Here is a 13,003-nt window from a genome sequence, read left to right on the forward strand (position 1 = left end):
CCCGCCGGGCGCCGTCAGCTCTCCGCGAGCAGCTCGTCCGCGTCCATGATCCGGTACGCGTACCCCTGCTCCGCCAGGAAGCGCTGGCGGTGGGCCGCGAAGTCCTGGTCGATGGTGTCCCGGGCGACCACCGAGTAGAAGTGCGCCTGGTGCCCGTCCGACTTGGGGCGCAGGACCCGTCCGAGGCGCTGGGCCTCCTCCTGCCGGGAGCCGAAGGTGCCCGAGACCTGGATGGCGACCGTCGCCTCCGGCAGGTCGATCGAGAAGTTCGCGACCTTGGACACGACGAGCACGCTGATCTCGCCCTGGCGGAAGGCGTCGAAGAGCTTCTCCCGCTGCGCGTTCGACGTCTCGCCCTTGATCACGGGCGCCCCGAGGTGCTCGCCCAGTTCGTCGAGCTGGTCGATGTACTGGCCGATGACGAGGATCTGCTGCCCGGCGAAGCGGCGGACGATGGCCTCGGTGACCTTCCGCTTGGTCGCGGTCGTCGCACAGAAGCGGTACTTCTCCTCCGCTTCGGCCGTGGCGTAGGCGAGCCGCTCGGAGTCGGTCAGATTGACCCGGACCTCCACGCAGTCGGCGGGCGCGATGTAGCCCTGCGCCTCGATCTCCTTCCACGGCGCGTCGAACCGCTTGGGCCCGATCAGCGAGAACACGTCCGACTCCCGGCCGTCCTCCCGGACCAGGGTGGCGGTCAGACCGAGCCGCCGCCGCGCCTGGAGGTCGGCGGTGAACTTGAAGACCGGCGCGGGCAGCAGGTGCACCTCGTCGTAGACGATCAGCCCCCAGTCCCGCGAGTCGAACAGCTCCAGGTGCGGGTAGACGCCCTTACGCCGGGTCGTCAGCACCTGGTAGGTCGCGATCGTGACGGGCCGGATCTCCTTCCGCGTCCCGCTGTACTCCCCGATCTCGTCCTCGGTGAGCGACGTCCGCTTCACCAGCTCGTGCTTCCACTGCCGGGCGGAGACGGTGTTCGTGACGAGGATGAGGGTGGTCGACTTCGCCTGGGCCATCGAACCGGCCCCGACGAGGGTCTTCCCGGCGCCGCAGGGCAGCACGACGACGCCCGAGCCGCCGTGCCAGAAGTTCTCCACGGCCTGCTTCTGGTAAGGCCGGAGCGCCCAGCCGTCCTCGGCCAGCTCGATCTCGTGCGCCTCGCCGTCGACGTACCCGGCGAGGTCCTCGGCCGGCCAGCCCAGCTTGAGCAGCGTCTGCTTGATCTGGCCGCGCTCGGAGGGGTGCACGACGACCGTGTCCGGGTCGATCCGGGCACCGACCAGGGGCGTGATCCGCTTCGACCGCAGGATCTCCTCCAGCACCGGGCGGTCGGTGGTGGTCAGGACCAGGCCGTGCGCCGGGTGCTTGGAGAGGGTGAGACGGCCGTAGCGGTCCATCGTCTCGGCGATGTCGACGAGCAGCGCGTGCGGCACCGGGTAGCGGCTGTACTGCACAAGCGCGTCCACGACCTGCTCGGCGTCATGGCCCGCCGCGCGGGCGTTCCACAGGCCCAGCGGGGTCACGCGGTAGGTGTGGATGTGCTCCGGCGCCCGCTCCAGTTCCGCGAACGGGGCGACGGCCCGGCGGCAGTCGTCGGCCTGCTCGTGGTCGACTTCCAGGAGCAGGGTCTTGTCGGACTGGACGATCAGCGGACCATTCACGCGCGGCACCCTTTCTGTGGCCGGAGGGCTCGGACGGCTCGACAGCGCGATGCCTCGGCCAAACGTCCAGTGTGCCTGATCGACCGCCTCGGGTGGTGTGATCTGCGCGTCCAGTCATACTGAATGCCTATTCATCCCGACGTGTGGTGTGAATTCAGTTTTTCCGGTTCGGTCCCGAAGAATGACGAGGGTGCAGAACCCGACGACCACCACGCTCGGATACGCCCTGTTCGCCACCCGCTGGCTCCAGGCCCCGCTGTACTTCGGGCTGGTGGCCGCCCAGGGCGTCTACGTCTACAAGTTCTTCAAGGAACTGTGGACGTTAATCGTGATGTGCGTCAGCGGGCACGCCACCGAGACCTACGTGATGCTCGCCGTGCTCAAGCTGGTCGACGTGGTCATGATCGCCAACCTGCTGATCATGGTGATCGTCGGCGGCTACGAGACGTTCGTCTCGCGCATCGGCCTGCAGGGCCACCGTGACCAGCCGGAATGGCTCTCACACGTCAACTCCAACGTGCTGAAGGTCAAGCTCGCCACGGCGATCGTGGGCATCTCCTCCGTGCACCTGCTCCAGATGTTCGTGGACGTCCATCACACCTCCCGCCACGCCCTGCTGTGGGGGACGGTGATCCACATGGCGTTCATCGCCTCGGCGGCGATCCTCGCCTACATGTCGGGCCCGATGGTCGCCCACACGGACCGCGACCACGCCGACCGCTCGGGGGCCGTGCCCACGCAGGCCCACCACGGAGGCGGTCCGCGGACGACGCCGGACCCGGAGACGGCCGCACCGGCGGTCCCGCAGCCGCGCCCGGGCGCCGATCCCCCGTTGGCCGCACCGGCGGTCCCGCCGCGGCTCGACCCGGTGACCGGTGCCGAAGACCTGACCGCTGCGGCCCTCCCGCGGCAGTCCGGCCCGGACACCGAGGCCGAGGCCCGGATCCGCGCCGCCGGCTTTCCGGCCCGCAAGCTGCTGGAGGACTTCGACCAGCAGCACCCCCGGGACTTCGACCGGGACGCCGTGGCCCGCCTCGGCAAGGCGGACTTCGTCACCGCGCGGCGCAACGTGGTCTTCGTCGGACCGCCCGGCACCGGCAAGACCCACCTGGCCATCGCCCTGGGCGTCCGCGCCTGCCAGGCCGGGCACCGGGTGCTGTTCGCGACCGCCTCCGAGTGGGCCCGCCGGCTCGCGGACGCCCGGGCCGCCGGCCGGCTCGACGAGGAGCTGACCGCTCTCGACGATCACCCCCTCCTGATCGTCGACGAGGTCGGCTACACGCCCTTCGACGCGGCGACCGCCGGCCTGTTCTTCCGGCTCGTCGCCCACCGCTACGAGCGGGCCTCGCTGATCGTGACCAGCGACCGCCCGCTCGGCCGGTGGGACGAGGTCTTCGGCCCGTCGGCCCCGGCGCTGACGGACCGCCTCGCCCATCACGCCGACCTGGTGCGGCTGGAGGGCGACAGCTACCGGACGCGCCGTGCTACTTCAGCATGGGCAGACTGACGTTCTGGACCAGCGGGCCCTCGATGGTGGCCCCCTCGGTGACCAGCGGCTCCACACCGGCGGCCGGCAGGGGCAGCGGCAGCGCGGGGGCCGCTGCGGCACAGGGCCCGGACACCCCCATCAGCGCGACGGCACAGAGGGCGACGGCGGGCAGCTTTCCACGCATGGGGACGACAAGGCCTTTCACGGGTCGGGGGACGAGGAGCCCCCCCGGGCCGGCCCGGGGACGCCGGAGCCGGCCCGACGCGGGGGCGGGAACGGATCAGATCTGCGGTGTCTCCAGGACGAGGCCGGCGACGTCGATGCTCACCGCGGAGGCCGGGGTGGCGAGCCCACCGAACGTCATGAGGGCGGCGGTGGCGAGGACGGCGGCGACTCGACGGACTGCGCGCATGCGAGGGACTTCCTTTCGGTGAAGCTCACAGGACACCCGGTGGCTGCCCGCGCCCGCACGGCGTGATGCGGCACGCCCGGGAAGGTCGCCCGAGCGTGGGACATCCCCGGCGTGGCGTGCATGAACGTCCGCCTGCACCCGAACGGGTGACACGCCCGGTGAGGGGCCGTCAGTCCCCGTCGTCGGCGAGTTCCGCGACTCCGGTGATCCGGTGCAGCGGATACGTACGGACCTCGTCCGCGGTGTGGTCGTACGCCGTGACGAAGCCGCCCTCGACGCGGATCGGGGCGATGACCCGCTGGCTGGCGGACCCCTCGGCGTTGACGTAGCCGATCCACAGGGCCTCTCCGGTGAGCACGGCGGCCTGCATGGTGGCGAGGGTCTCGGCGGCACCGGTGCGGGGCGGCTCCCCGTCGAGCTCCGGGGCGGTGCCGGCCTTGCGCGGGGTGGTGGAGGCGAGGTCACCGGCCCGGATGGCGCGCAGCGCGGCCGCGAGGAGGGTGTCGTCGGGGACCGGCGGGCCGTCCGGCACCGGCTCGGGCGCGGTGCGGGGCGGGGTGCGGTGGGCCAGGGCGCGGGTGATCAGCACATCGCCCTCGGCGGACTCGGCGGCCGGCGCGAAGCCCATCGCCCGCAGGCCTTCCAGCAGCCCGGACGGGTCGGTCTGGGCGGCCAGCACGGTCGGCGCGAGCCGGCGCAGCCCGAGTCCGGCGGCCCGCTTGTCGGCGAGGATCTCGTTGAGCACCGCGTCGTCGTCGCAGCGCACGTACGCCGAGGCCGCGCCGACGCGCAGATGGCCGTGCCGCCGGGCCACGTCGTCGATCAGGTACGCGAGCGGCTGCGGCACCGGTGTGCGGGAGTGCGCGGCGAGAAAGGCGTGCAGGTCGGAGGCGGCCTGCCCGGAGTCCAGCGCCCGCCGCACCGAGCCGGGCGTGAACCGGTAGACGGTGGCGCCGCCCTTGGACTCGACGTCCGCCAGCACACCCAGCATGTCCGCGAGCGGCCGCCGTAGGGGCCCGGGCGCCACGGCCGTCAGGTCGGCCTGGAGCAGCACGTGGTCCAGCGGCTCGGGCAGCAGCGGCGCGAGCAGCCGCGCCGCTGCGGCGGAGGCGACGGCCTGTTCGGCGGAGGAGAGGGCAGCGAGCGGGGCGGGGCGGTGATGGTGGTGGACGGGCAGCTTGTCGCCCGGCCCGGCGGGCTCCGCCTCCGGGCCCTTCGCGGGAGCCGCGGGCGCGCCCAGCAGCGCCCGGCCCTGGGCCGACAGCGCGCCCCGGCCCGTGACGCCCAGCAGCTCCGCCTCGGACAGGGCCCACTCGGCGAGCCGGCCGCGCAGGTCGTCCTCGCGCCGGTCGCCGCGCAGGGGCCGCTCCCAGCGCAGCCGGGCCAGCACCGACCCGGCTGCCGGAGCGGCGCCCTCCGGCAGCCCGGCCAGCAGCGTCAGCACCCGGTGCCGCACCTCGGGCGCCGCCGAACGGTCCAGGCCCGGCCCTAGCGCCGACAACGTACGGTCCTTCGCGTCCCGCCCGCCCACCAGACCGGCCGTGCGGGTCGCCGCGAGCCACGCCGTCACCAGCCGCGACCAGCGCTCGGCGGCGGGCAGCTCCCGCCACTCGTCGTACGCCGGGGTCGCCGCGCACCGCTCGTCGGCCTCGCCGTCCGAGGCGATCAGACCGGCCGCGTACGCCAGTTCCACCCAGAACGCGGCAACGGGCTCCGGTACGTCGAGGGCGACGGCCGCCCGCTTCAGGTCCCGCACGCTGAGCCCACCGGCCCGCAGCACCGCCGGCCCGCCCTCGTCCCAGTCCTTCAACAGCTCCTCGACGGTCGCGAGCGCGGTGTACGCCTGCCCGGCCGCGGCGCTGTCCACAACCTGTGGACGATGCACGGCCGCCACCTCGACCACCGGCGGCACCGGCTCGGGCGCCCTGTGCGCCAGGCCCCGCCGCAGGTGCAGGGCGACCTCGCGCGGCAGGACGACCGTCCCGGGAGCCGTCGGCAAGAGCAGCCCCCGGTCCAGCAGCCAGCGCAGCCGGGGCGCCGGATCGGCGGTGACCTGCCCGTACGGTGGCCCCCACACCAGACGCTGCAGTACCTCCAGGGAGTCTGCCGGGGCCCCGGCGAGCAGCGCGGCCATCCGTGCCCGGTTCGTGAACAGCCCGGCCAGGGCGGTCACCGCGGAGACCGAGTCGTGCGTCGAGGGCAGACCGGCGGCCGTGACGATCTCCTGGATCCGTCCCGGGGACATCCCGGCGGTGGCCTCCTGGACCGTCGGGCCGAGCCCGGTCGGCGAGGGGCGCTGCGGCGAGGGGGCCAGCAGCTCACGCGCCGTGCGGACCAGCCGCAGCCGGTCGTCGCCGCCCCACACCAGGGCCTGTTCGCGCAACCCGTCCAGGGCGTGCGGCAGGGCCGCGACGACGGCCGGGTCGGCGTCGTCCCCGGCCATGAGTCCGAGCAGTTCGCCGTAGGTCGCCGGGTCCGCCGCCACGGCCAGCGCCTCCGCCGTCTGCAGCGCGAACCGGTCGAGCCGCTCCAGGGCCCGCACCACCGAGGCACGGGTGCCGGCGCGGGTCGCGAGCTGGGTGAGGTCGGTGGGGACGGGCGTGATGAGATCCGGGCGGCTGCGCAGGAGCGCGCCCAGCGAAGCGTCGCCCCGCGCGCGGAGCGCTTCCGCGAGGGAGCGGGGGGCCGGGGGCCTGTCCTCGGTGCTCATCCGGTCCACGGTAGCGGGTCGCCTCCCCGGGCCGGGCCGACCGTGCGCGGCCCCGTCCCCGAACGCGGTACGGGCTTTTGGCGGCCCCGCGGGCACTCGCGGTACCGTCGGGCGACGGCGTCACGCAACGCACCCGCCCCGGAGGGGACTTCGTGGGGATTGAGAGCGACCAGGTCGTTTACGAGTATCTGAGCCGCGTCGGTGACGTGGCCCAGCAGCGGCAGTTGTCGTCGGCCACCCGTATGCGCCTGGTCGCGGACCTGCGCAACGAGATCGACAAGCGTCGTGCGAAGGCCACCGTCGACTCGCCCGCCGCCGTCCGCCGCATCCTGTCCCGGCTGGGCAGCCCCGACGACGTCGTGACCGCGGCGGCGGGCGGCACGGCGGGTGAGCCGCGCGGCGCCGCCCCCGCCTCCGTCCCCGTGCAGCGCGAGGCCGAGCCGGAGGAGCGGGCGAAGGGCGTCATGCGGCGCGTCGTACCACGCCCCCGTCCGGCGCGGCAGGCCGAGGAGTCGCACCCCGCGCCCTTCGACGGCCCGGCCCCGCCGCACCTGGCCGCCGGTCACGAGCTCGGGGACAGCGCGGTCCAGCCGGACTGGTGGCGGGTGGACAGCGGCCCGTTCGGCGTCGGGGACGAGGTGCCGGGGTTCGTGGGCGGTGTGGAGCTGCCGGACCTGCTGAAGCCGCCGGCGCCGCGCAAGGCGGACGGGGCCGCCGAGGAACCGGCCCCGGTCGTCGAGGCGGCCGAGGTGACCGAGGAGGGGGGGCGCCGCCGTCTCCCGCGCCTTCCCGCCGGAAACTGGAGCAACCCGCTCCTGCTGATCGCCGCCGGCCTCCTCGTCGCCGGTGCCGTGCTCGGCAACTGGTTCGTCCTCCTGCTCGGCTGGCTCATCGCCTACGCCTCCCGCCGCCTGAGCCAGGCCGAGACGAAGTGGGCGGTCGTGATCCTGCCGGGCCTCTCCGTGGCGGGGGGCCTGGTGTGGCTGTGGGGCAGGACGAGCGGCCGCTGGGGCACCCCGATCGCCGAGGGCCAGATGAACGCCGCGGTGGCCGAGACGTGGCCGTGGGTGGTGCGGGGAGCGGCGGTGGCGTCGGCGCTGTTCCTGGTGTGGCGTTCCCAGCGCTCGCGCTAGTGCCGCGCCGGCGACGTTCGCCCCGTTGCGACGCCCGGCAGGCTCCGCCAAGCTCTTCGAGCAGGTGGTACCCCCACGCGCCGCACGGCCGAAAGCCCAAGTACGTCCGGTACGAGGACTTGCGGCCGGTGCTCCCCCCAAGCTCTTCGAGCAGGGGGTACCCCCACGCGCCGCGCGGCCGAAAGCCCAAGTACGTCCGGTACGAGGACTTGCGGCCGGTGCTCCCCCCAAGCTCTTCGAGCAGGGGTTACCCCCACGCGCCGCGCGGCCGAAAGCCCAAGTACGTCCGGTACGAGGACTTGCGGCCGGTGCTCCCCCCAAGCTCTTCGAGCAGGGGGCACCCCCTGAGCACGCGCCGGACGCCGCCCCTGGCAGACCTCGCCCGACAGGGCACCAGCCGGTCACGGGGGGCGTCTGCCGTTCACGCCGCCTGGGCACAATGGCCCATATGGCCTTCACGACCTCGCCCGCGCTCACCGTCGGCTTCGACCTCGACATGACCCTCATCGACTCCCGCCCCGGCATCCGCGCCTGCTACCGGGCGCTGTCCGAGCGGACGGGGACGTACGTCGACGCCGACCTCGCGGTCACGCGGCTCGGGCCGCCGCTGGCGCAGGAGCTGATCCACTGGTTCCCGGCCGGGGAGGTGGAGGCCGTGGCGGAGCTGTACCGGGAGATGTACCCGACGATCGCCATCGCCGCGACCCCGGCGCTGACCGGCGCCCGGGAGGCCATCGCGGCCGTACGGGAGGCCGGGGGACGCGCGATCGTCGTCACCGCCAAGTACGAGCCCAACGCCAAACTGCACCTCGCCCACCTCGGCATCGAGCCCGACGCCGTCATCGGCGACCTGTGGGCCGAGCAGAAGGCGCAGGCCCTGCGCGAGCACGACGCGGGGGTCTACGTCGGCGACCACGTCGGGGACGTGCGCGGCGCCCGGGCCGCCGGGGCGCTCTCGGTCGCGGTGGCCACCGGTCCCTGCCCTCCGGCGGAACTGCGCGCGGCGGGCGCGGACGTCGTTCTCACCGATCTGACCGAATTCCCGCGGTGGCTTTCGGACTACCGTCCCGCGCGCGCCTGACGCCGGCCCGCCGCCACGGAACGCAGCACTCCCGCACCGGCCATCAGGAATCCGACCGCCATGAGCATGCTCAATCCGAACATGTACGTCGGAAAGGGCGCCGTCCCGAGGAACAGCGGGGCGACGGTGACCAGTGTGGCCAGGGCGCCGAGGAAGAAGACGACGGCTCCGGCACGGACCATGCGGTCACCGGGAGCGGCGGAATTCGTTTGGGTTTTGTCACGCACCCGACCAGGGTAGTTCCCAGCGCGAAGGAACAACCGGGTGACGTCTTGTCACCGGCTGCAAGAGCATTAGCCTTGGTACCGGCGGGTCCGTACGACCCGCCCGAGTGCTATCAAGAGCCGTTTCCAGAAGCAGTTTTCCGACGAGTACGAGGACGAGGACAGACATGCCCACCGGCAAGGTCAAGTGGTTCAACGGCGAGAAGGGCTTCGGCTTTCTCTCCCGCGACGACGGCGGTGACGTCTTCGTCCATTCCTCGGTCCTCCCCGCCGGAGTCGAGACGCTCAAGCCGGGTCAGCGCGTGGAGTTCGGTGTCGTCGCCGGGCAGCGCGGCGACCAGGCGCTGTCCCTGACGATCCTGGACCCGACCCCGTCCGTCGCCGCCGCGACCCGCAAGAAGCCGGACGAGCTGGCCTCCATCGTCCAGGACCTGACGACCCTGCTGGAGAACATCACGCCGATGCTGGAGCGGGGCCGCTACCCCGAGAAGACGGCCGGCAAGAAGATCGCCGGCCTGCTGCGCGCGGTCGCCGACCAGCTGGACGTCTGAGCCTCAGGGAAACCGCAGCGCGTCGGGGCCGAGGGGCGGTACGAGTCCCTCGGCAGCCGCGCGGGTCAGCAGTCCGCGTACGGCCGCGTAGCCGTCCTCGCCGAGATCGGCCGTGAACTCGTTGACGTACAGCCCGATGTGCTGGTCCGCGACGGCCGGGTCCATCTCCTGGGCGTGCTCCATGACGTAGGGCCGGGACACCTCGGGATCGTCCCAGGCGGCGCGCACCGACGTGCGGATGGAGTCGGCCAGCAGCCGCAGCTTCTGCTCGCCCAGCGACCGCTTGGCGATGATCGCGCCCAGCGGGATCGGCAGCCCGGTTGCGTTCTCCCAGTGCTCGCCCATGTCGGCGAGCTTGTGCAGCCCGTAGTCGCGGTAGGTGAAGCGCGCCTCGTGGATCACGAGCCCCGCGTCGACCTTCCCGTCCCGCACGGCCGGCATGATCTCGTGGAACGGCATGACGACGATCTCGCCGACCCCGTCGGCCAGCGTGTCCGCGGCCCACAGCCGGAACAGCAGGTACGCGGTCGACCTCTCACCGGGGACGGCGACCGTACGCCCGGTGAGGTCCACATCCGCCTCCCGGGTCAGCACCAGCGGCCCGCAGCCCCGCCCCAGCGCGCCCCCGCAGGGCAGCAGGGCGTAGTCGTCGAGGACGTAGGGCAGCACGGCGTACGACACCTTCAGCACGTCGAACTCGCCGCGCTCGGCCATGCCGTTGGTGATGTCGATGTCGGCGAAGGTCACGTCGAGGGCGGGGGCGCCGGGGACGCGGTCGTGGGCGAGGGCGTCGAAGACGAACGTGTCGTTCGGGCAGGGCGAGTACGCGATCTGAAGCTGCTCAACGGTCATGCCGGTTCCAACTCTCCAGGACGGGCGTGAGCTTCCCGAATCCCTCGGTCAGGGCCGCCAGGGCGTCCGGGATGCGCCAGGCGGCGCGGTCCCGCGGCCCCACGGGATTGGAGATCGCCCGGATTTCCAGCACGGGCACCCCGTGCGCGGCGGCCGCCTCGGCCACGCCGAAGCCCTCCATGGCCTCGGCGAGGGCGGTGGGGTGCCGTTCCCGCAGCGCGGTGGCCCGGGCGGCCGTGCCGGTCACGGTCGACACGGTGAGCACGGCCCCGGTCCGGGCGCCGGCGGCGTCGGAGACCCGCCGTACGAGATCCGTGGGCGGCCGGTGCCCGACGGTGCCGAACCCGAGCTCGGTGACCGGCACGAACCCGTCCTCGGTCTCGGCCCCCAGATCGGCGGCGACGATCTCGTCGGCGACCACGAGCGACCCCACGGCCGCCTCGGGCTGGAACCCGCCCCCGATCCCGGCGGACACGACGAGGGCGCGGGGCTCGCCCCTCAGGGCGGCCGTGGTGAGGGCGGAAGCGGTGGACGCGGCCGCACGGGCGGGCCCGACGCCGACGGCGATCACCTCGATGCCGCTGTCACCCGGAAAGGCCCGGGCCACCGCGTCCCTCTCGAGGGGCACGGCGGTGGCCACCAGGACCCGGTGCAGCCCGGAGGCAGCGATCAGGCGTCCTTCTTCAGCTTGAAGTTCCACAGGCCCGACGGGTCCTTGTCGCCCTCCTTGATGGACACCAGCGTCGAGTTGCCCTGCGCGCCGTACTGGGCGTTGAAGAACACGCTGCCCGGAATCGTGCGGTAGGTCTTCTTGCTGGAATCGGTCAGCGGCTGACCGTTCATCAGGATCGTCCAGCCCTTGTCGGCGATCTCGGGGTCGACACCGAAGCGCACGGTCTCGTCGGGGTCGACGGAGATGCTCTTGATGCCCTTGCCCTTCAGGCACTGGGTGAGATCGGACGGCTTCAGGGTGTCGCCCTCGCCGCCACAGGTGGCCTCGGTGTTCACCGAGTCGCTGCCCACGGTGACCGTGGCCATCGAGGTCGGCTTGTCACAGGCCGACAGGACGAGCAGTCCGGCGGATACGACGCCGGCGACGGCGACGGCGCGGCGGCGTCGCACAACGGATTGCAACGTGTTCATGGGCGAAGGCTATCGGGCCCACGGGTCGCACCGCCCACGCGGGGTACGGCTCCCTGGGAGAACCATCAGAAGGGCCCTACGCGACGCGCGCCCGCCCCGTGCCCCCGCGCCGGGCCGAGTCGACCAGCCCCCGTACGGTCGCCAGCCACCCGGCACCGACGATCGCGGCGCCCACCGCCAGCCCGGCCGTGCCGTTGAGCGGCATCACGATGCCGACCGCCCCGCCCAGCACCCAGGACATCTGCAGCAGCGTCTCGGAGCGTGCGAAGGCCGACGTACGGACCAGTTCGGGCACGTCCCGCTGGATCAGCGCGTCGAGGGAGAGCTTGGCCAGGGCCTGCGCGAACCCGGCGATCGCGGCCAGACCGGCCACCAGGACCGCGCTGAAGAACACCGCGGCCGTGATCGCCGCGCCCGCCACGCACGCCACCACCGTCACGATGATGATCTCCGGCGCCCGCGAGCGCAGCCACGCCCCGACGGCCGTGCCGAGCGCGTTGCCCGCGCCCGCCGACACGCCCACTATCCCCAGCGACACCGCGGCACTCTGGCCGGAGATCGGGTGCTCGCGCAGCAGGAACGCCAGGAAGAAGATCAGGAACCCGGTCAGGCAGCGGATGGCGGCGTTGACGGCCAGGGCGTGCGTGACGGCCGGGCCCACCGTGCGCAGCCCGGGGCGCTTGACCGGCTGCCGGTGCGGCCCGTGCAGGTGCTGCTCGTCCGCCGCCAGCAGGGCCCGGTCCTCACCCTTGGCCGAGTCGACCTTCGGCGGCAGCGTGAACGACAGGACCGTTCCCGCCACGAAGATCACGAAGGCGCCGTAGAGGGGCCAGCGCGGCCCGATCTGCTGGAGTCCGGCGCCGATGGGCGCGGCGATGCCGGTGGCGAGGAGACCGCCGAGGGTGACGCGCGAGTTGGCCTTCACCAGGGAGAAGCCGGGCGGCAGCAGCCGGGGCACCACGGCGCTTCTGACCACGCCGTACGCCTTCGACGAGACGAGGACGCCGAGCGCGGCCGGGTACAGCTCCAGGCCGCCGCTGACGACCGCGCCGGACAGGACGAGCGCGAGCAGCGCCCGGGCCAGCATCGCGCCGGCCATCGCGGCGCGGCGGCCGTGCGGGATGCGGTCGAGGAGGGGACCGATGACGGGCGCGAGGAGGGTGAAGGGCGCCATGGTGATGGCGAGGTACAGGGCGACGCGGCCGCGGGCCTCGTCGGTGGGCACGGAGAAGAAGACCGTGGAGGCCAGGGCTACGGTGATCATGACGTCGCCGGCGCCGTTCACCCCGTGCAGTTCGATCAGCTTGCCGAGGCCGGACTCGCCCGCGCCGTGCGCGTGGGTGGCCTTGCGGATACCGCGGGCGGGGCCCGTCACCGGGAAGTGCAGAGCGCGGCCGACCGCGCGGAGGGAGCCGCCCAGACGGCCCGGCCCGCTCGGTCGGCTGCTTCCCTTGACCCCTTTCGATCCACCGGTCCCGGTGGCGCCCGGGGGTGTCTTCGCGGCTGCCACGACGTCATAGTGCCCCGATAAGGCCATGGGTAGTGCCATTACCGCTTGTATAGGGCCTGTGGGGTGACTGTCCGGGGCGTCGGTTCGTGATCAGGTGGGGACGCAACAGGACCGTCGGTGTACGCGAAGTGGGGCGGAAGGGTAGCGTGCGTATCTCAGCCATCCCGCAAAATGGATGAAGGACGTCGACGCGGTCCCCCGGTCCGCTCCGTCCGCCCCCCGCGCCGGGAGTGGCGCACT

At 73.1% G+C, this 13,003-nt stretch carries 13 protein-coding genes; 4 read left to right on the forward strand and 9 right to left on the reverse strand.

All coding sequences use genetic code 11. The features are described from left to right. Positions 1-14 precede the first annotated feature (14 nt). Positions 15-1,658, reverse strand: a complete 1,644-nt coding sequence (locus tag ACIQHQ_RS11990; protein ID WP_402611809.1) for a DNA repair helicase XPB — start codon at positions 1,656-1,658, stop codon at positions 15-17. Positions 1,659-1,839: 181 nt separating this feature from the next. Here ACIQHQ_RS11990 and istB point away from each other — a divergent pair, with 181 nt between their 5' ends. Further along, the gene (istB, locus tag ACIQHQ_RS11995) at positions 1,840-3,165 is read left to right on the forward strand and encodes an IS21-like element helper ATPase IstB (RefSeq protein ID WP_402611810.1); all 1,326 of its coding nucleotides are present in this window, start codon (positions 1,840-1,842) and stop codon (positions 3,163-3,165) included. On the opposite strand, the gene ACIQHQ_RS12000 is transcribed toward istB, so the two are convergent. The 3 genes from ACIQHQ_RS12000 to ACIQHQ_RS12010 form a co-directional block, all read right to left on the reverse strand. Further along, positions 3,143-3,331: a hypothetical protein gene (locus ACIQHQ_RS12000; RefSeq protein WP_402611811.1), complete on the reverse strand. Its 189-nt coding sequence runs from the start codon at positions 3,329-3,331 to the stop codon at positions 3,143-3,145. The genes istB and ACIQHQ_RS12000 overlap by 23 nt on opposite strands. Before the next feature lie 96 nt (positions 3,332-3,427). Next, on the reverse strand, positions 3,428-3,559 hold the full coding sequence (locus tag ACIQHQ_RS12005) for a hypothetical protein (protein WP_267886819.1): 132 nt from the start codon (positions 3,557-3,559) through the stop codon (positions 3,428-3,430). A 169-nt stretch (positions 3,560-3,728) separates the two neighbouring features. Then, on the reverse strand, positions 3,729-6,269 hold the full coding sequence (locus tag ACIQHQ_RS12010; RefSeq protein WP_402611812.1) for a helicase-associated domain-containing protein: 2,541 nt from the start codon (positions 6,267-6,269) through the stop codon (positions 3,729-3,731). A 152-nt stretch (positions 6,270-6,421) separates the two neighbouring features. On the opposite strand from ACIQHQ_RS12010, the gene ACIQHQ_RS12015 reads away from it, so the two are divergent. Together ACIQHQ_RS12015 and ACIQHQ_RS12020 are read left to right on the forward strand one after the other, a co-directional pair. Next, on the forward strand, positions 6,422-7,402 hold the full coding sequence (locus ACIQHQ_RS12015; RefSeq protein WP_402611813.1) for a hypothetical protein: 981 nt from the start codon (positions 6,422-6,424) through the stop codon (positions 7,400-7,402). 448 nt (positions 7,403-7,850) lie between these two features. After that, entirely contained in the window at positions 7,851-8,483 is a 633-nt protein-coding gene (locus ACIQHQ_RS12020; protein ID WP_402611814.1) for an HAD family hydrolase, read from the forward strand. Here the strand turns inward: ACIQHQ_RS12020 and ACIQHQ_RS12025 are convergent. After that, positions 8,462-8,710: a hypothetical protein gene (locus tag ACIQHQ_RS12025; RefSeq protein WP_402611815.1), complete on the reverse strand. Its 249-nt coding sequence runs from the start codon at positions 8,708-8,710 to the stop codon at positions 8,462-8,464. The genes ACIQHQ_RS12020 and ACIQHQ_RS12025 overlap by 22 nt on opposite strands. Before the next feature lie 164 nt (positions 8,711-8,874). Here ACIQHQ_RS12025 and ACIQHQ_RS12030 point away from each other — a divergent pair, with 164 nt between their 5' ends. After that, on the forward strand, positions 8,875-9,258 hold the full coding sequence (locus tag ACIQHQ_RS12030) for a cold-shock protein (RefSeq protein ID WP_282574310.1): 384 nt from the start codon (positions 8,875-8,877) through the stop codon (positions 9,256-9,258). Between the two features lie 3 nt (positions 9,259-9,261). On the opposite strand, the gene ACIQHQ_RS12035 is transcribed toward ACIQHQ_RS12030, so the two are convergent. From ACIQHQ_RS12035 to ACIQHQ_RS12050, 4 genes are all read right to left on the reverse strand, one after another. Further along, positions 9,262-10,110, reverse strand: coding sequence for a 1,4-dihydroxy-6-naphthoate synthase (locus tag ACIQHQ_RS12035; RefSeq protein ID WP_402611816.1), 849 nt, complete (start codon positions 10,108-10,110; stop codon positions 9,262-9,264). Next, a complete protein-coding gene (locus ACIQHQ_RS12040) occupies positions 10,100-10,810 on the reverse strand; it encodes a futalosine hydrolase (RefSeq protein WP_402611817.1) in 711 nt (236 codons plus the stop codon). Before ACIQHQ_RS12040 ends, ACIQHQ_RS12035 begins: the two co-directional genes overlap by 11 nt. Further along, on the reverse strand, positions 10,780-11,253 hold the full coding sequence (locus ACIQHQ_RS12045; protein WP_402611818.1) for a DUF2771 domain-containing protein: 474 nt from the start codon (positions 11,251-11,253) through the stop codon (positions 10,780-10,782). The genes ACIQHQ_RS12040 and ACIQHQ_RS12045 overlap by 31 nt, the downstream gene beginning before the upstream one ends. Before the next feature lie 76 nt (positions 11,254-11,329). After that, complete coding sequence (locus ACIQHQ_RS12050) at positions 11,330-12,763, reverse strand: MFS transporter (protein WP_402611819.1); 1,434 nt, start codon at positions 12,761-12,763, stop codon at positions 11,330-11,332. Positions 12,764-13,003: the final 240 nt, after the last annotated feature.

It is taken from the genome of Streptomyces sp. NPDC092370 (assembly GCF_044755265.1).
Taxonomy (GTDB): Bacteria; Actinomycetota; Actinomycetes; order Streptomycetales; family Streptomycetaceae; genus Streptomyces.